General features: G+C 68.7%; 19 protein-coding genes. 5 read left to right on the forward strand and 14 right to left on the reverse strand.

All coding sequences use genetic code 11. The annotated features are described in order from the left end of the window. Positions 1–127: 127 nt before the first annotated feature. Positions 128–1,432, forward strand: coding sequence for a signal recognition particle-docking protein FtsY (gene ftsY / locus AC07Y4_RS13975; RefSeq protein ID WP_495274717.1), 1,305 nt, complete (start codon positions 128–130; stop codon positions 1,430–1,432). A gap of 128 nt (positions 1,433–1,560) precedes the next feature. On the opposite strand, the gene AC07Y4_RS13980 is transcribed toward ftsY, so the two are convergent. From AC07Y4_RS13980 to AC07Y4_RS13990, 3 genes are all read right to left on the reverse strand, one after another. After that, positions 1,561–2,604, reverse strand: a complete 1,044-nt coding sequence (locus tag AC07Y4_RS13980; RefSeq protein WP_495274718.1) for a hypothetical protein — start codon at positions 2,602–2,604, stop codon at positions 1,561–1,563. 193 nt (positions 2,605–2,797) lie between these two features. Continuing rightward, the gene (locus AC07Y4_RS13985; protein WP_495266687.1) at positions 2,798–4,597 is read right to left on the reverse strand and encodes a hybrid sensor histidine kinase/response regulator; all 1,800 of its coding nucleotides are present in this window, start codon (positions 4,595–4,597) and stop codon (positions 2,798–2,800) included. After that, positions 4,594–5,313: a response regulator transcription factor gene (locus tag AC07Y4_RS13990; protein ID WP_095746686.1), complete on the reverse strand. Its 720-nt coding sequence runs from the start codon at positions 5,311–5,313 to the stop codon at positions 4,594–4,596. The genes AC07Y4_RS13985 and AC07Y4_RS13990 overlap by 4 nt, the downstream gene beginning before the upstream one ends. 144 nt (positions 5,314–5,457) lie before the next feature. Between AC07Y4_RS13990 and AC07Y4_RS13995 the strand changes: the two genes are divergently transcribed. After that, positions 5,458–5,922, forward strand: coding sequence for an Mpo1 family 2-hydroxy fatty acid dioxygenase (locus AC07Y4_RS13995; protein WP_495274719.1), 465 nt, complete (start codon positions 5,458–5,460; stop codon positions 5,920–5,922). Positions 5,923–5,966: 44 nt separating this feature from the next. Here the strand turns inward: AC07Y4_RS13995 and AC07Y4_RS14000 are convergent, their stop codons facing one another. Next, positions 5,967–6,782: an aminotransferase class IV family protein gene (locus AC07Y4_RS14000; protein ID WP_495274720.1), complete on the reverse strand. Its 816-nt coding sequence runs from the start codon at positions 6,780–6,782 to the stop codon at positions 5,967–5,969. Positions 6,783–6,896: 114 nt separating this feature from the next. On the opposite strand from AC07Y4_RS14000, the gene AC07Y4_RS14005 reads away from it, so the two are divergent. Continuing rightward, complete coding sequence (locus tag AC07Y4_RS14005; RefSeq protein WP_495274721.1) at positions 6,897–7,814, forward strand: LysR substrate-binding domain-containing protein; 918 nt, start codon at positions 6,897–6,899, stop codon at positions 7,812–7,814. Between the two features lie 136 nt (positions 7,815–7,950). Further along, a complete protein-coding gene (gene rpoH, locus AC07Y4_RS14010) occupies positions 7,951–8,892 on the forward strand; it encodes an RNA polymerase sigma factor RpoH (protein WP_495274722.1) in 942 nt (313 codons plus the stop codon). 67 nt (positions 8,893–8,959) lie between these two features. Here rpoH and AC07Y4_RS14015 read toward each other — a convergent pair whose 3' ends face one another. From AC07Y4_RS14015 to AC07Y4_RS14040, 6 genes are read right to left on the reverse strand one after another with little or no spacing between them, the layout of a single operon-like run. Further along, positions 8,960–9,790, reverse strand: a complete 831-nt coding sequence (locus AC07Y4_RS14015; RefSeq protein WP_495274723.1) for a DNA alkylation repair protein — start codon at positions 9,788–9,790, stop codon at positions 8,960–8,962. A gap of 16 nt (positions 9,791–9,806) precedes the next feature. Continuing rightward, complete coding sequence (locus AC07Y4_RS14020; RefSeq protein WP_095950891.1) at positions 9,807–10,427, reverse strand: SCO family protein; 621 nt, start codon at positions 10,425–10,427, stop codon at positions 9,807–9,809. Between the two features lie 17 nt (positions 10,428–10,444). Beyond that, positions 10,445–11,350 (reverse strand): heme o synthase, encoded by a 906-nt coding sequence (gene cyoE, locus AC07Y4_RS14025; protein ID WP_159272988.1) that lies wholly within the window; start codon positions 11,348–11,350, stop codon positions 10,445–10,447. Further along, positions 11,347–12,570, reverse strand: a complete 1,224-nt coding sequence (locus AC07Y4_RS14030; RefSeq protein WP_447746934.1) for a COX15/CtaA family protein — start codon at positions 12,568–12,570, stop codon at positions 11,347–11,349. Before AC07Y4_RS14030 ends, cyoE begins: the two co-directional genes overlap by 4 nt. A 24-nt stretch (positions 12,571–12,594) precedes the next feature. After that, the gene (locus AC07Y4_RS14035) at positions 12,595–13,278 is read right to left on the reverse strand and encodes a redox-active disulfide-containing membrane protein (protein WP_307695016.1); all 684 of its coding nucleotides are present in this window, start codon (positions 13,276–13,278) and stop codon (positions 12,595–12,597) included. Further along, complete coding sequence (locus AC07Y4_RS14040) at positions 13,262–14,137, reverse strand: SURF1 family protein (protein WP_495274724.1); 876 nt, start codon at positions 14,135–14,137, stop codon at positions 13,262–13,264. Before AC07Y4_RS14040 ends, AC07Y4_RS14035 begins: the two co-directional genes overlap by 17 nt. 27 nt (positions 14,138–14,164) lie before the next feature. Between AC07Y4_RS14040 and AC07Y4_RS14045 the strand changes: the two genes are divergently transcribed. Then, the gene (locus AC07Y4_RS14045) at positions 14,165–14,395 is read left to right on the forward strand and encodes a twin transmembrane helix small protein (protein WP_495274763.1); all 231 of its coding nucleotides are present in this window, start codon (positions 14,165–14,167) and stop codon (positions 14,393–14,395) included. A gap of 80 nt (positions 14,396–14,475) precedes the next feature. On the opposite strand, the gene AC07Y4_RS14050 is transcribed toward AC07Y4_RS14045, so the two are convergent. The 4 genes from AC07Y4_RS14050 to AC07Y4_RS14065 form a co-directional block, all read right to left on the reverse strand. Then, entirely contained in the window at positions 14,476–15,357 is an 882-nt protein-coding gene (locus AC07Y4_RS14050; protein WP_062481365.1) for a cytochrome c oxidase subunit 3, read from the reverse strand. 83 nt (positions 15,358–15,440) lie between these two features. Continuing rightward, the gene (locus AC07Y4_RS14055) at positions 15,441–15,608 is read right to left on the reverse strand and encodes a DUF2970 domain-containing protein (RefSeq protein ID WP_082818316.1); all 168 of its coding nucleotides are present in this window, start codon (positions 15,606–15,608) and stop codon (positions 15,441–15,443) included. A 53-nt stretch (positions 15,609–15,661) separates the two neighbouring features. Further along, the gene (locus AC07Y4_RS14060; protein WP_095950886.1) at positions 15,662–16,291 is read right to left on the reverse strand and encodes a cytochrome c oxidase assembly protein; all 630 of its coding nucleotides are present in this window, start codon (positions 16,289–16,291) and stop codon (positions 15,662–15,664) included. 35 nt (positions 16,292–16,326) lie between these two features. Continuing rightward, entirely contained in the window at positions 16,327–16,443 is a 117-nt protein-coding gene (locus tag AC07Y4_RS14065; protein WP_217493469.1) for a cytochrome oxidase small assembly protein, read from the reverse strand. Positions 16,444–16,452: the final 9 nt, after the last annotated feature.

Consider the following 16,452-nt stretch of genomic DNA (forward strand, 5'->3'; position numbering starts at 1 on the left):
GGGGTGGACTGGGCCTGCGCGGGCACGGTCCACAGCGCCGAAAGCGCCAGGGCCAGCACCGCACCAGACGCAGCGCGGCGTGGCGAGAGGTGTTTCATAGAATGGGTCGGATTGTAAAAAGCTCCCGATGTTCAGTTTCTTCAAGAAAAAACCACCTGCCGATGCCCCGGTGACACCGGCCCCGCCGCCGACCGCCGAACCCGCGCCGCCCCCGGCCGCGGAACCCGCACCGGCACGCTCGGTGTTCTCGCCGTCGAGCTGGTTCGGGTCGAAGCCGGCGGCGGAAGCGCCTGCTCCCTCACCTGCACCCGCACCTGCGCCGGCCCCCGAGCCGGCACCGGCCGCGCCCGTGGTGGCGCCGGCGCCCGCGCCAGCTCCGGTCGCTGCACCAGCGCCGATCCCTGCGCCCGCGCCCGCCCCCTTTCCTGCACCCGCTCCTGTCATTGCGCCACCGCCGCCTCCTCCGGCGCCCGTGCCCGCACCGCCTCCCGCGCCTGTCGCCGTCGTCGCCGAACCGGGCCCCATCGCCACCGAGCGCAAGAGCTGGTTCGACAAGCTCAAGACCGGCCTGCGCAAGACCGGCACCGGCATCCAGGCCGTGTTCGTCAACGCGCAGATCGACGACGCGCTGTATGAAGAACTCGAATCGGCACTCTTGATGGCCGACACCGGCGTCAAGGCCACCGAGTTCCTGCTCGACGACCTGAAGGGGCGCGTCAAGCGCCAGATGGCCACCGACGCCTCGCAGGTCAAGCGCCTGCTGGCCGATGCCGTCACCGACCTGCTCAAGCCGCTCGAGAAGCCGCTGGTCATCGGCGAGTACACGCCCACCGTGATCATGGTGGCCGGCGTCAACGGCGCGGGCAAGACCACCTCCATCGGCAAGCTCACCAAGCACCTGGCCACCGAAGGCGCCTCGGTGCTGCTGGCCGCGGCCGACACCTTCCGGGCGGCGGCGCGCGAGCAGCTGCTGGTCTGGGCCGACCGCAACACCGTCGAGATCGTCAGCAACGAAGGCGGCGACCCGTCGGCCGTGAGCTTCGACGCGGTGAACGCCGGCAAGGCGCGCGGCAAGGACGTGGTGCTGGTCGACACGGCCGGGCGCCTGCCGACGCAGCTGCACCTGATGGACGAGCTCAAGAAGATCAAGCGCGTCGTCACCAAGGCCGACGCCACCGCGCCGCACGAAGTGCTGCTGGTGATCGACGGCAACACCGGCCAGAACGCGCTGGCACAGGTCAAGGCCTTCGACGAGACGCTGGGCCTCACGGGCCTGATCGTCACCAAGCTCGACGGCACCGCCAAGGGCGGCGTGCTGTGCGCCATCGCGCGCGAGCGGCCGATTCCGGTGTACTTCATCGGCGTGGGCGAAAAGCTCGAGGACCTCGAGACCTTCAACGCCCGCGAGTTCGCGCAGGCGCTGCTGGGCTGACCGGCGCTTTCGCCGCCTTTCGCTTCGGTCAAAAAAAACGGTCCCCGACTCGCGCCGGGGACCGTCAGCTCCCTGTCTTTCTTTTTTCTCCCTTTGTATTTCCCCCTGCGTGTGTGCCTCTTCGGAAATCAGAAACCGAACAGTGACGTCGGACCGCACACCGGGCTGGCGTTGCAGTTGGTCGGTGTGAAGTAGTAGGCCTTCTGCTCGCCGGTGCTCAGCGCCAGGTGACCGAGCAGCGCCGCCTTCTTGGCCCCTTCGGCGTTCGCCTGCTGGATGAGGGCCGTGGTGTTAGTGGCTGGTGCAAGCGAATAGAAGTTGAAGGTCGTCGACTGCGACAGGTCCTTGGCGTAGAGCACACCGTTGCCCCCCGCAAAGATCAGCTCCGCCCGAAAGCGGAAGCCACGGGCGCCGCGCTCATTGAACTGCGCAAGGTAGTCAGCGTGGTCGTTGATGGGATCGCCCATTTCATAAGCGAAGGTGGCGTTGCCAACCGAGCTTTTCTCATAGACGGCGACCATGCCCGCCGGATCTCCGGTTCCGAACTCGGCTGTCCGGTTGAAGAAACCGCTCGCACCCTGAGTGTTCGCCTGTGTCAGGTAGTCCGCCTTGCTCTTAGGCGCCAGCTCGACACGGTAGCTGTAGGTGGCAGTGTCGGCGCTGCTCTTGCGGTAGAAGTAGAAGGTCTCGCCACCGACGATCCACTCGCCCGCCCATTGGAAGCCCCGCGCACCGGCTTCATTCAGCTGGTTCAGCAGGTCCGCGTTGGACGTGGCCTGCGGCTTCTTCTCGTAGCTGTAGGTCGCATCGACGGTCTTCACGAAACCATCGACCTGATCGACAGTGGTCGGGCTGGCCATGAAAGAGAAACCGCTCAGGAAACGGAACCCGCGCGCGCCCTGTGCAGCGAGGCTGTCGAAGAAGGCCGACGTGGCGGTCGCAGCCGGCAGGCCCTCGTACAGGAAAGTGGTCGCGCCCGGATTCGGCGCGGGTGCGGGGGCCGGCGCTGGTGTGGGTGCAGGCGCCGGGGCTGGTGCCGGTGCGGGCGGCGGGGCCGGCGGCGGCAACACGAAGCCACCACCACCACCACCGCCGCTGCCTCCACCTCCGCACGCCGTCAGGGCCAGCAGCGCGGCCGTCGCGGCGGCCACTGCAGCAGGTTTGAAATTCATGGTCACTCCCTTGTCGATTCTTGTTCGGGGGCAACGCGGACCGCAGTCCGTCGACGCCGTGGAAACCCGAAATTACGACGGGGCCAGTGTTCCCGGCAGTGCCAAAAGTCATTGCATGTGTGCCTATCCGAATCGATCGGCACGCAATGAACTACAACGTATTCACTTTCGATCGCAAGCTGTGTGCGAGACGCTACGGTGCCGCTGCGAGCCCTGCCATGGCCTGCAGCAGCGCATCGGGCGCCACGGGCTTGAACAGCACCGGCACGCCCGACTCGCGCACGCGCTGCAGGCGGTCGGGCGAGGTCTCGCCGGTGATGAGCAGCAGCGGCAGTTCGGCGCCGGCATGCCGGCTCAGGCGCAGGCCGGCGTCCAGGCCGTCGACACCGTCGACCAGGCGGTAGTCGCACATCAGCAGGCCGAAGGGCCGACCCTCGGCGCGGGCCTGGTGCAGTGCATCGGCCGCGGCGGCTTCGTCGGCGACGGCGTGCGCATCGATCGCGTGGGAGCGCAGCAGGCCGGTCATGGCCTCGCGGATTTCGAGTTCGTCGTCCATCAGCAGCACGCGACCGGGCAGCGTGGCGGCGCGGCGGCGCACGGACAGTTCGGCGCTGCCGGCCGGGAACGGTCCCACGAGCGCACTGACCTGCGGCGGCACGGTCGGCAACACGACACGGAAGTGCGTGCCGCGGCCCGGGCGCGAATGCATCTGCACCGGATGGCCCAGCAGGCGCGACAGGCGACGCACGATCGACAGGCCGATGCCCAGCCCGCGCGCGCGGTCGCGGCCCGGGTTATCGATCTGGTAGAACTCTTCGAAGATGCGATGCGACTGCTCGGGCGCGATGCCGATGCCGGTGTCGCGCACCTCGATCCACACGGTGTCGCCGCGGTCGCGCGCCGTCACGGTCACGCCGCCCTGCACGGTGTACTTGAGGGCGTTGTCCATCAGGTTGGACAGCATGCGGTGCAGCAGCTGCGGATCGCTGCGCACCCACAGGCCGCTGGCGCGCACGCGCAGCTGCAGCTCCTTCTGCTCCGCCTGCGCCGAGAAGGTGTGGTTGAGCGGCAGGAACAGCGCGTCGAGCTCCACCGGCTGCGGCGACGGCGTGATGACGCCGGCGTCGAGCCGGGACACGTCGAGCATGGTGTCGAGCGACGCGCCCAGCGCGTTCACGGCGCGCATCAGGCGCTCCGCGTTGCGGCTCTCGGGGCGCCCGCGCAGTTCGTTCTCGAGCGCGGCGCCGAACAGCGCGATGGCGTGCAGCGGCTGGCGCAGGTCGTGGCTGGCGGCGCCGAGGAAGCGGGTCTTTTCTTCGCTGGCGCGCTCGGTGGCGGCGATCTGCTCGCCCAGACGCGCGGCCAGCGCCTCGTTCTCGAAACGCAGCATGAGCGAGTCGGTCAGCAGCCGGTGCTGGCGCACGCCGGCGTGCAGCGTGAGCATGAGGTAGGCCGAGCCCGCCGCGGCCAGGAACAGGTGCAGGCCGTCGCCCTGCCAGGCCAGCGCGATGATCATGCCCAGCGACATGGGCAGTGTGTAGCCGAACAGCGCGGGCTTGAGCGGCCACAGCGACTGCGCGGCGCGCGCGCAGCTGCCGACGATCACGGCCATCAGCAGCGAGGTCATGGGCAGGTTCTCGTGCGGCACGATGAACCAGGGCACCACCGCCGTGATCATGCTGACCAGCGTGACCATGCGCGAGATCTTGCGCGCCCAGTACGGGCTCTCGGAGGCCGGCTTGTCGGGCGTCCAGCGCGGCGTGAAGAACACGTAGATGTCGACCGCCACCAGCGCCGCCATCCAGAACAGCAGGCGCGCATCGCTGAGCTGCGAATAGATGATGCAGCCGAACACGATCACGAAGCCCAGGTGGGTCAGCGTGGAGATGCCGTAGGTGTCGTAGACCGAGCCGACGTGCTCGCGCAGCACGCGCTGGCCCAGCAGCTGGCCGGCGGCGGCGTCGCCGCGGCCCGCCAGCGTGGCGCCGCTCAACGCAGCATGCTGATCAGCTGGGCGCGCGAGCGCATGCCGAACAGCAGCAGGATGGTCGAGACATGGTTCTTCACCGTGCCCTCGCTCAGGTTGGCCAGTTGCGCGATCTCCTTGTTCGCCTTGCCTTCCAGCACCCACTGCAGCACCTGCATCTGGCGCGGCGTGAGCTCCTGCCAGGCGCTGGCGTGCGCGAACTCCGCGTACCCCGACAGCGACTTGGGCAACGACGCGGGCGGCAGCGGCTGCTGCGGCGTGCCGTCGGCCTCGAACAGGCCGCAGGCGCGGATGAAGCCCACCATCTCCTTCAGGTCGGCGGACTTGGGCAGGAAGGCGCTGGCACCGAGCGCGAGCGCGCCCTGCGCCAGCGTGCTGTTGGCGGTGCCCGAGAGCACGACGACGCGCGCCGCCGGAAAGCGCAGCCGGAACTCGGCCAGGCCGCTGAGCCCGTGCGTGTCGGGCAGCGCGAGGTCGAGCAGCACGAGGCCGATGGCCGCCTCGTTCGCCGCGTAGAGCGCGAGCGCGTCGGCGATGTTGCCGGCCTCGAACACCGAGATGCGCGCGCCCGAGGTGGCGGCCTGGGCCTGCACCAGTGCGCTCACGCCCAGGCGCAGCAGGTCGTGGTCGTCCACCACCAGGATCGCGCCGGACACGCCGGCGGGCACACCGATGTCGGTGGTGGGCGGCAGGGGTGCGGAGGGGGAGTCGAAAGAGGCCACGGATTTGATCTTAGCGGCGCAAGCCCCGCGCGACAGTGCCCTAAGTCATGGCGCCCTGACCCGGGCTGGCGCCACTTGCCACGGCGCGGCGCCGTGGGCACCATGGACGTCTTGCCGCAACGCACGGCGCCCCGGAGACCTGCCATGACCCACACTGCCGCCGCCCCGCTCGCCACCAGCGAGCGCAAGGTCGACCGCCTGCTCGCCCACTACGAGGAGAGCCACCGCCATCCGACCAACGAGCGGATCCACTTCGTGGCCATTCCCGCCATCATGCTGAGCATCGTCGGGCTGCTGTTCGCGATCCATCCGTGGGTGGCCTACGCCTTCGTGGCGGCCAGCCTCGTGTACTACGCCCTGCTGCGCTCGCCGGCCTTCCTCGTCACGATGCTCGCGCTCACGGTGCTGGCGCTGGTGGCGGTGCATGCAATGGGCACCGCGGTGGCGCCGGTGTCGGCGGCGATCTTCGTGGTGGCGTGGATCTTCCAGTTCGTCGGCCACAAGATGGAAGGCAAGAAGCCGTCGTTCTTCGAGGACATCCAGTACCTCTGGGTTGGCCCGCTGTTCGTGCTGTCCAAGCTGTTCGTCAAGCTCGGCATCCGCTGGTAGTCGGTGGGTGATCTGGCGCGCAGCGTCCGCGCGCGAGGGTTCCTTCAGGGCGACATGAGCGGTTCGGCCTCATAGGCCCGGTGCAGCAGTTCCACGAAAGCCGACGCTGCCGGCAACACCACGTCGCCGATGCGGTGCACCGCCACGCCCGGCGTCCACGAGTTCATGACCACGGCGCCGGCCAGCGCAGGCAGGTCGGCCATCCCCAGTACCTGGCTGCGCTGCGGGACACCGAGCCCTTCGAGCTGCCGGCGCACGATGCCCATGGTGGTGCCCACGAGGATCTCGGCCTCGGGCCACACCACCGCCTCGCCGTCCCAGAAGGCCAGGTTCCAGATCGATGCTTCGCCGAGCCGGCCGTGCCGGTCGAGAAAGGCCGCGTCGTCGAAGCCCTGCGCGACGGCCTGGCGCAGCAGCTGGGTCTTGGCGCCTTCGCCGACGTGCTTCACGGCCGGCAGGAAGCGCTCGTGCTCGATCGCGGCCAGGGTCAGCGGGCCGGCGGGGCCGTTGGAAGGCGGGCCGGTGCGGATCAGCATCTCGGGCACTGCGTCGGCCGCGGTGAACTCGCCGGCCGGGGAGTAGACGGTGGCGGTCAGCGACAGGTCGGCTGGGCCGGCCGCAAGCGCCGCCCGCAGGTGGGCGCGCACCGTGTCGTCGGGCAGCGCCTGGCCGAACAGGGTCTGCGAGGCGAAGCGCAGCCGTGCCAGGTGGAGGTCGAGGCCCTGCACCCGGCCGCCGCGCACCTGCATGGCCGTGAAGTGGGCGTGGCCGGCGAAGGCGAGCGACGCCAGGTCCGCGGCGGGCAACGGCTGGCCGTTGCGCTGCACGACAAAGAAAGAAGAAGGGACGCTGGCGGACATGGTTTCGTTGCTCCTGGAGGGGATGGATCATCAAGTTCTTGAACTATCCCGCGTTGACTTTCCTAGGAGAAACGAATAGTTTTTGGAAAATCATCAAAAACCATTTGAAGATCGATGCACCCCAGACTGCTCCCCGGCACCCGTGCCCTGCGCACCTTCGAGGCCGCCGGGCGGCACCTGAACTTCACCCGGGCCGCCGAGGAAGTCGGGCTGACACCGGCGGCCGTGAGCCACCAGATCAAGGAGATCGAGGACCAGCTGGGCGTGGTGCTGTTCACGCGCACCAGCCGCAGCATCCGCCTCACGCCGGCCGGCGCCGTGTGGTTCGAGGCCACCGCCGACGCGCTCGACACCCTGCGCCGCGCCGCCGGCCGCGCCCGGCGCATGGCGCGCGGGGCGGCGACGCTGCGGCTGTCGACCAGCGCCCGCTTCGCGACCAACTGGCTGCTGCCCCGGCTGCCGCAGTTCCGCGCCGCGAACCCGGGGCTGGAACTGGGTTTCGATATTTCCGACGCGCTGCGGGATTTCGACGCCGACGACATCGACGTAGCGATCCGCTTCGGCACCGGCAAAAACCCGGGCACGCGCGCGCAGCGGCTGTTCGACACCGTCATCGTGCCGGTCTGCAGCCCCAGGCTGCTCGCCAGCGGGCCCCCGCTGGCAACGCCGCGCGACCTGCTCCAGCACACGCTGTGCTACGTCGACTGGAAGACCGACGGCATGGTCTGGCCCAACTGGCCGATGTGGATGGCCGCGGCGGGCATCGAGGGCTTCGACGACAGCCACTGCATCGGCTTCGCCGACTCGAGCGACGTGGTGCGCGCCGTCACCGAGAGCGGCATGGTCGGCCTGGCCGACCTGGACATGATCGGCGCCGACCTCGCCCAGGGCCGGCTGGTGCGGCTGTTCGACATCGGCGTGCCCATGGCAGCGGGCTACGCCTACCACCTCGTCTACCCGGAAGGCAGCGCCCGGGACCCGCGCATCCTGGCGTTCCAGGACTGGCTGCTGGGGCAGGCGTCCAGGACTTGAAAAACGCCAAACGGCATACAAATACCCAACAAATCGCGGCAAAAGCTATCGCAACGATAGAAACCCAAGGGAACCCTTGGCTTAGCACTCCCTCTAACCGAGTGCTAATATGGCCAACACAAAGGAGTTTCCCCTGATGACAACGCTGTCTGGAGTCTCTGCCAACCAGCTGGCCGTCGCCAACCCCTGGTCGATGGTCCCCCCGCTGGGCAACCTGGATGCCTACATTTCGGCCGCCAACCGCCTGCCGCTGCTCACGCTCGAAGAAGAGCAGGGCTTCGCACGCAAGTTGCGCGACCAGAACGACCTCGAAGCCGCCGGTGCGCTGATCCTGTCGCACCTGCGCCTGGTCGTGTCCATTTCCCGCCAGTACCTGGGCTACGGGCTGCCGCACGGCGACCTGATCCAGGAAGGCAACGTCGGTCTCATGAAGGCCGTGAAGCGTTTCGACCCCGACCAGGGCGTGCGGCTGGTGAGCTACGCCATGCACTGGATCAAGGCCGAGATCCACGAATACATCCTGAAGAACTGGCGCATGGTCAAGGTCGCGACGACCAAGGCCCAGCGCAAGCTGTTCTTCAATCTGCGCTCGATGAAGCAGGGTTTCAAGGCCGACTCGGCCGCGGCCGACAACGGCACGCACCGCGAGACGCTGAGCCCCGACGAGGTCTCGCAGATGGCCACGCGCCTGAACGTGAAGCCCGAGGAAGTGCTCGAGATGGAAACCCGCCTGTCGGGCGGCGACGTGCTGCTCGATCCGGGTCCGTCCGATGACGGCGACGAAGGCTTCGGCCCCATCGCCTACCTGGCCGACGCCACGCAGGAACCGACCGCCCTGCTCGAATCGCAGCAGCGCGACCGCCTGTCGAGCGACGGCATCGCCACCGCCCTGGAGGTGCTGGACGACCGCAGCCGCCGCATCGTCGAAGAGCGCTGGCTCAAGGTGAACGACGACGGCTCGGGCGGCATGACGCTGCACGACCTGGCCGCGGTGTACGGCGTGAGCGCCGAACGCATCCGCCAGATCGAAGTGGCGGCGATGAAGAAGATGAAGAAGGCGCTGGCCGAGTACGCGTAAGCGTCACGACCGCCCTCCTCCACGAAAAAGCCCGGCAGTGCCGGGCTTTTTTTCGTTCGGGGGCGCTTCAGGGCGTCGACTTGGTCAGCGTGCGCAACGCCCGCTTCGCGATGTAGCGGGTCTCGGCGACCGGCGATTCGGCCACCCAGCGCGTGCACAGCGTCTCGACCCACTCGGGCTGCGTCTTGCTGGCGTCGTTGAGCCAGTTGGCGACCGAGTTCTGCACGTAGCGATGCGCGTCGGCGCGCAGCGGCTCCAGCAGCGGCAGCGCCAGCCAGGGCTCGGCCTTCAGCGTCTCGATCTGCGCGCACCACACGCCGCGCGGGCGCGTGAGCTCGCTGGCGAAGCGGCGCACGTTCGGATCGGCATCGGTCACCCAGGGCTGCAGCAGCGCCAGCGCCTCGTCGAGCGAATCGATGACGCTGTCACGCACCGCCATCCAGGCGAACTCGCGCACGCCGAAATGCGGGTCGGCGGCAAAGCGGCGCACGGCGTCGAGCTGGGCCGCCAGCGGCAGGCCCGACAGCGTGATCCACTGCACCGCCCAGCAGCGCGCCACGTCGCTCGCGTGCGTGGCCAGCCGGTAGGCCACGGCATCGCGTTCGGCGTGTTCGGCCGTCATGTCGTACAGCGCCCGCGCGATGTGGCTGTGGCGCTGCATGGGCTTGAAGGCGGCCAGCATGGCGAGCGTGTCGTCCAGCCGTTCGTGCGCCGCGTCGAGGCCGACATGGCCCGCCACGCTGCGCGCGAGCAGCGGCAGTTCGAGCGCGAGGAATTCGTTGAGGTTGACGGTCTCGAGCAGCCCGCCGTTCAGCGCGCCCAGCACCTCGGGCGGGATGAGCGCGATGCGGAACGCGCCCTTGCGCGACTTCAGGTGCGCGACCGATGCGGCGTCCATGCCCCGGGCGCCCGGCTCAGGACGCGAGCAGCGTCTTCAGGTCCGACACCATCGCCGGCACGCCCGCGCCGTAGCGCGCGTAGAGCCGCAGGCGGCCCTGCGGGTCGTAGATGTAGCTGGCGGCCGAGTGGTCCATGGCGTAGCTGGTCGGCGTCTTGCCGTCGACCTTCTTGTAGTAGACCTTGAAGTCTTTCGCGACGGCGGCCAGCTGCTCGGGCGTGGGAATGAGCGCCACGAAGCTCGGGTCGAAGGCGCCCATGTAGGCCTTGAGCACCTCGGGGGTGTCGCGCGCCGGATCGACGGTGACGAACAGCACCTGCAGCTTGCTGCCGTCGGCGCCGAGCTGCTGCTTGACCTGCGCCATCTCGGTCATGGTGGTCGGGCAGACGTCGGGGCACTGCACGTAGCCGAAGAACAGCACGACCGCCTTGCCCTTGAAGTCGGCCAGCGTGCGCACCTTGCCGTCGGCGTCGGTGAGCGAGAAGTCTTTGGCGTAGTCGGCGCCCGTGATGTCGACCGCCTGGAAGCTCTGCTTCGGCTGCTCGCTACAGGCCGAAAGGCCCAGGCCCAACGTGGCCGAGGCGGCCACCCAGCCGGCCGTGGCGGCGATCGATTTCAGGGCATTGCGCTTGTTCATGGGCAGGTCAGGTCCGGTCAGCGGAGGTAATGGTCGACGAGCAGCGCCGCGAACAGCACGCTCAGGTGGATGAGCGAAAACCGGAAGGTCTTGCGCGCCAGCGTGTCGGAGTAGTTACGCCACAGCGCGAAGGCATAGCCGGTGAAGCCGATGCTCACGCCGATGGCGACCACGAGATAGAGCCAGCCGCTCATGCCGTAGATGAAGGGCATCAGGCAGGCGGCGAACAGGATGAAGGTGTACAGCAGCACCTGCAGCCGCGTGAACTCGTTGCCGTGCGTCACGGGCAGCATCGGCAGGCCGGCCTTGCGGTAGTCCTCGACGCGGTACAGCGCCAGCGCCCAGAAGTGCGGCGGGGTCCACAGGAAGATGATCAGGAACAGGATCAGCGCCTCGGGGCCGACGTCGCCCGTCATGGCGGCCCAGCCCAGCACCGGCGGCATGGCGCCCGAGGCGCCGCCGATCACGATGTTCTGCGGCGTCAGCGGCTTCAGGATGACGGTGTAGATCACCGCGTAGCCGACGAAGGTGGCAAACGTGAGCCACATGGTCAGCGGGTTGACCGTGAACCACAGCAGCGCCGAGCCCGCCGCGCACAACAGCGCCGAGAACACCAGCGCCTGCATGTCGCTGAGCTGCCCGCGCGCCGTGGGGCGCCAGGCGGTGCGCTTCATCTTGGCGTCGATGCCCTTCTCGACCAGGCAGTTGAACGCCGCTGCCGCGCCGGCCACCAGCCAGATACCGATGCAAGCCAGCACGCCGCGCTGCACATCGGCCCACGACGGCAGGCCGGGCACGGCCAGCACCATGCCGATGAGCGCGCAGAACACGATCAGCTGCACCACGCGCGGCTTGGTGAGCGCGTAGAACTGGCGCAGCACGTTGGCGGTGCTGGCGTGCTGAACAGGAATCGGGGTGCTCACGCGGTGGCTTTCTTCGGTTGGGGGGTGCCGCGCGCATTGTCGACGGCGCGCGGAATCGGTGCAGCGGCGGCGCTTTCGCGCCGGCTCTCGCACAGCGCCCAGGTCAGGACCACGGCCAGCGCCGCGGCACCGCCCGTGTGGAGCACGGCGGCGGCCAGCGGCCAGCCGAGCAGCACGTTGCCCAGGCCCGTGGCCAGCTGCAGCAGCGCCAGCCCGAGCAGCCAGCGGGCCTGCGGGCGCAGCGCCTCGAGGCGGCGCAGGCGCCAGGCCAGCAGGCCGAGCGCCACGAACACGGCATACGCCATGAGGCGGTGCACGTAGTGGATGGCGGTGAGGGCGGAAAAGTCGAGCGGCTGGCCGTCGCCGGTCACGCCGAGATGGCGCCAGATCTCGAAGCCCTGCGCGAAGTTCATCGGCGGCCACCAGCTGTCCTGGCAGGTCGGGAACTGCGTGCAGGCCAGCACCGCGTAGTTGGTGCTGACCCAGCCACCGAGCGCGATCTGCAGCACCAGCAGCACCGCCGTGGCGATCAGCCCGTTACGCAGGGCCGGCGACACGGCCGTGGGCAGGCGCTGCGCCGCCACCTGGCGGTAGCGCACCGCCTGGATGCACAGCAGCGCGAGCAGCACGATGGCGCCCATCAGGTGCATCGTGACGATGGCGGGGAACAGCTTCCAGGTGACGGTCATGGCGCCGAAGGCGCCCTGCAGGCAGACCCAGACCAGCGTGGCCGCGGGCCACCAGGCGCTGAGCACGACATGGTGGTGCGCGCTGTCGACCGGCGGCGCAGGCTGGCGCCGCTGGCGGCGGCGCACGATCCAGGTGGCGCCGGCCAGCGTGAGGATCAGCACCCCGACGCCGGTCGCGAGGTAGCGGTGGACCATCTCGATCCAGGCCTTGCTGTGCGTCACCGGGCCGGTCGGCTGGGCCGCCTGCGCCATGGCGATCTCGTGGCGCGCGCCGGCCGGGCTGGCGTTGCCGTAGCAGCCGGGCCAGTCGGGGCAGCCCAGGCCCGAATCGGTGAGCCGCGTGAAGGCGCCGAACAGCGTGAGGTCGAAGGTGAGGAACAGCGTGAGCACGGTCAGCGCGTGCAGCCGCCGCGCGGGGCCGGAGCCGGCGTTGCGGCGCCACACCCAGACCAGCGGGCCGAGCGCGAGCAGCACGCCGGCGCCCATCATCCAGGCGATCGGCGTGAGGTCGTAGAGGGAGCTCGTGTCCATGGGGCGGTGGTTGTTCGCGCGGGCTCAGCGGCCCGCTTCGTCCCACGACGACGAGGCGCGCAGCAGGCGGTCGATGTCGCGCTTCGCGCGGCTCGCGCCGGCGGCGTCCATGCGGGCCGGGAAACGCATCATCCAATTGCCCATCGGATCGACCACGTAGAGGTGCTCGGACAGCGCGTGCCCTTGCACGGGTGCGAGCCAGCGGGCGAGTTGGTCGGCCGGCACGCGCAGCACGGTCGCGCCGTGCAGGCCGTTGGTCAGGCGCTCGGGCACGGGCGCCGCGTCGCTCACGAGCCAGACGCGGTCGAGGCGGTCTTTTTCACGGCCGAGGCTCTCGCGCAGCTGGCGCTGCAGGTACAGCTGCTGCTCGCACAGCGCGTCGCAGGCGGCGTCGGCCACCGCCACCAGCAGCCACTGGCCCTTGAGCGTGGCCAGCTCGACCGGCGCGCCGCTGCGGTCGGTAGCCGTGAGGCGAGGCATCTCGCGCTGCGGATCGATCAGCTCGCCGTACACGCTGCGGCCCTCGGGCCGGATCACGTAGTAGGTGAAGTACGAGGCGATCACGGGGGCCGCGCACATCAGCAGCACGGCGATCATCTTCCAGCGCCCGTGAACCGTGCGACGGCTCTCGGCCTCGTCCAGCGCCTGGCCCGGCGACGGCATCGAGTGCACGGTCAGGCCCAGCGGCTCGTCAGAGGCTGCGGCCATCGCGTGCGCGGCGCCGCGCGCGCCGGAAGGGGGAGATGAATTGGAACCAGACATAGAGGATGACAACGAGGGCCGACAGGCCGAACCACTGGAATGCGTAACCGTAGTGCCTCTCGAGGCCCAACGCCGGGGCCGGCCAGTCGCGCTGCAGGCCCTCGGACGCCGGCCCGCTCTGCTGCAGCGACACGTCGGTGCGTAGCGGCAGTTGGGTCTCGGCGCGGAATGCCTCCAGGTCGAGATTTTGCCGGATGGGGGAAGACCCCTGAATGCCCGGTGCCGGAGCGCTGGCGCCGGCAGCCGAAGGGGCCGGCGCGGCGGCCGATGCCGCGGGTGCCGGTGCGGCCGCAGTCTTCGCGCCGAGTTCGAATAGATGGCTCGGCGGCGGCTCGATCAGCGCCGTGAGTTCGACGATGCCGGGCGGCGTCTCGACCACGCCGAGTTGCGTGCGGTCGACGAAATTGCGCTGCACCCAGCCTCGCTGGACCATCACGGCCTGCTCGCTGCCCTCGAGCGCGAATGGCGTCAGCACGTAGAAGCCCGGCGTGCCGTGCATCTGGCGGTTGTCCAGGTAGACCGTCTGCGCCGTGAGCCACAGGCCGCGCAGGCGCACCGGCCGGTGCATCTCGCCGGCTGCTTCGCCCAGCGCCAGGAACTCGGCCTGCGACAGCGGGGCTTTCAGCTTCTGCGCATCGATGCGGGCCTGCAGCGCTTCTTTCTGCGCGGCGCGCGACAGCTGCCAGCGGCCCAGCGACACGGTGGCCGCCAGCGCCAGCACGGCCGCCAGCGTGACGACCAGGAAACGGCCCCGGCTCGCGCGGCGGCGCGGCGTGGCAGAGGAAACGAGAGGCTCGGGGGTCACTGGAGCGGACGGGGCGTGCGGCCGATAATGCGGGTCATGAAATATTTCGTCGCCCTGGTCTTTCTGGGCATCTTCGCGAGCCTCGCTTTCGCGCTCTACTTCATGCTGAAGGACGGTCGCGACGGGCAGAACAAGCGCGGCGGCATGGCCCGCGCCCTCACCTTTCGGATCGGCCTGTCGGTCTTTTTGTTCCTGTGCATGCTGCTGGCCTGGAAACTCGGCTACATCCAGCCCACCGGGCTCCCGCTCGGGAAGTAACAGATGGTGCTCGTTCCACGAGAACCATGAAAAAGGCGCCTTACGGCGCCTTTTTTCTGGAATGCCGTGAGGTTCTTCGCTCAAAGCCAATAGACCAGCACGTACAGGCCCAGCCAGACCACGTCCACGAAGTGCCAGTACCAAGCGGCGCCTTCGAAGCCGAAGTGACGCTCGGCGGTGAAGTGGCCCTTCTGCAGGCGCAGCGTGATGAACAGCAGCATCAGCATGCCGATGAACACGTGCAGGCCGTGGAAGCCGGTCAGCATGAAGAAGGTCGAACCGTAGGTGCCCGAGCTGAGCTTGAGGTTCAGTTCGGTGTACAGGTGGAAGTACTCGTAGCCCTGCACGCCCAGGAAGATCACGCCCAGCAGCACGGTGAGCCACATGAAGCGGATGCACTGGGCGCGGTGGTCGGCGCGCAGCGCGTGGTGGGCGATGGTCAGCGTCACGCCCGAGCTCAGCAGCAGCGCGGTGTTGATGGTCGGCAGCCAGAACGGGCCGACGGTCTGGAAGGGCTCGATGATGCCGGCCGGCGAACCGGTGACACCGGCCGCGACGCTGGGCCACACGGCCTTGAAGTCGGGCCAGAGGATCGCGTTGTCCAGGCTGCCGAGCGTCGGCAGCGCGTGGGTGCGGGCCCACCACAGCGCCGTGAAGAAGGCGCCGAAGAACATCACTTCCGAGAAGATGAACCAGCTCATGCTCCAGCGGTACGAGAGGTCGATCTTGTGGCCGTACTGGCCGCTCTCGCTCTCGCCGACGGCAGCGCGGAACCACACGAAGAGCGTGCCGAGCCAGATCACCATGCCCAGCAGCAGCGACCAGGCGCCCCACTGGTGGCTGTTGATCCATTGCCCCGCGCCGAGGATCACGAAGAACAAGCCGATCGCGGACACGACCGGGTAGGCCGAGGGTCCGGGCACGAAGTAGTAGGGCGTGGTGCCGTGGGTGGTTGAACTCATATCAGCTCCTGGCTTTCTTTCTTCTCTCGATTCAATGATTCTGGAGATCGTGGTTTTTTTGTCTTCGGCTCAGCAGGCAGCGCTCAGGCGGCCGCGACCACATGCCGCACCAGCAGCACCAGCCCGACCACGAAGACGATCACTGCGGCAAACGCCACCACGATGACGTGCAGCGGATTGAGCTTGCCCAGGTCTTCCTTGTAGGCGCTGTTGCGGCGCACCCCGAAGAACGACCAGCCCACCGCCTTCATCGTGTCCCACAGCGTGGGCTTGCGGCGCGGGGCTTCGGGCGGCAACGGCGAGGTCACGAGCGCGGCTCATCAGCGACAACATGCGAAACGGCGGCCACCGGGGCCGGAGGCGTCTTGCCGCCCACCTCGAAGAAGGTGTACGACAGCGTGATGGTCTTGACGTCCTTCGAGATCTTCGGATCGATCACGAAGGCGACCGGCCACTGCTTCTTCTCGCCCGCGTCGAGCGTGTACTGGTTGAAGCAGAAGCACTCGAGCTTGTTGAAGTGCGCCGCCGCCTGCTGCGGTGCGTAGCTCGGGATGGCCTGCGCGGCCATGCGACGGTTCTGCGTGTTCTGGAACTCGTACATCACCGTGTTCAGCTGGCCCGGGTGCACCTCGATGAAGCGCTCGGCCGGCTTGAAGTCCCACAGGCCACCGCGCACGTTGGAGTCGAACTCGACCTTGATCGTGCGGGTCATGTCGACCTGCGTGTTGTCCGGCACGCGCACGTTCTTGGCGCCGCTGGCGCCGCCCGGCACCTGGAGCTCGGAGAGCGCGAGGATGTTGATGCCGGTCATCTCGCAGATGGCGCGGTACATCGGCACCAGCGCATAGCCGAAGGCGAACATGCCGCAGGTCACGACGGCCAGCTTGCCGACCATGCGGACGTTGGCGCGGCGGATGCGTTGACCGAGGCTCATGCTGTTGCTTCCGTTCGGGGGGCGATGCGGCGCGGTCAGCGACCGCTGAACCAGACCATGCGGACGATGAAGCCGATGAAGAAGATCACCGCGATGGAGGCCAGCGTGAGCCCCATGCGTCGGTTGTTCTTTCTTTGTTCGGGCGTCGTCATCGTCGTGCG

Source organism: Variovorax sp. GW460-12-1-14-LB1 (assembly GCF_059423605.1).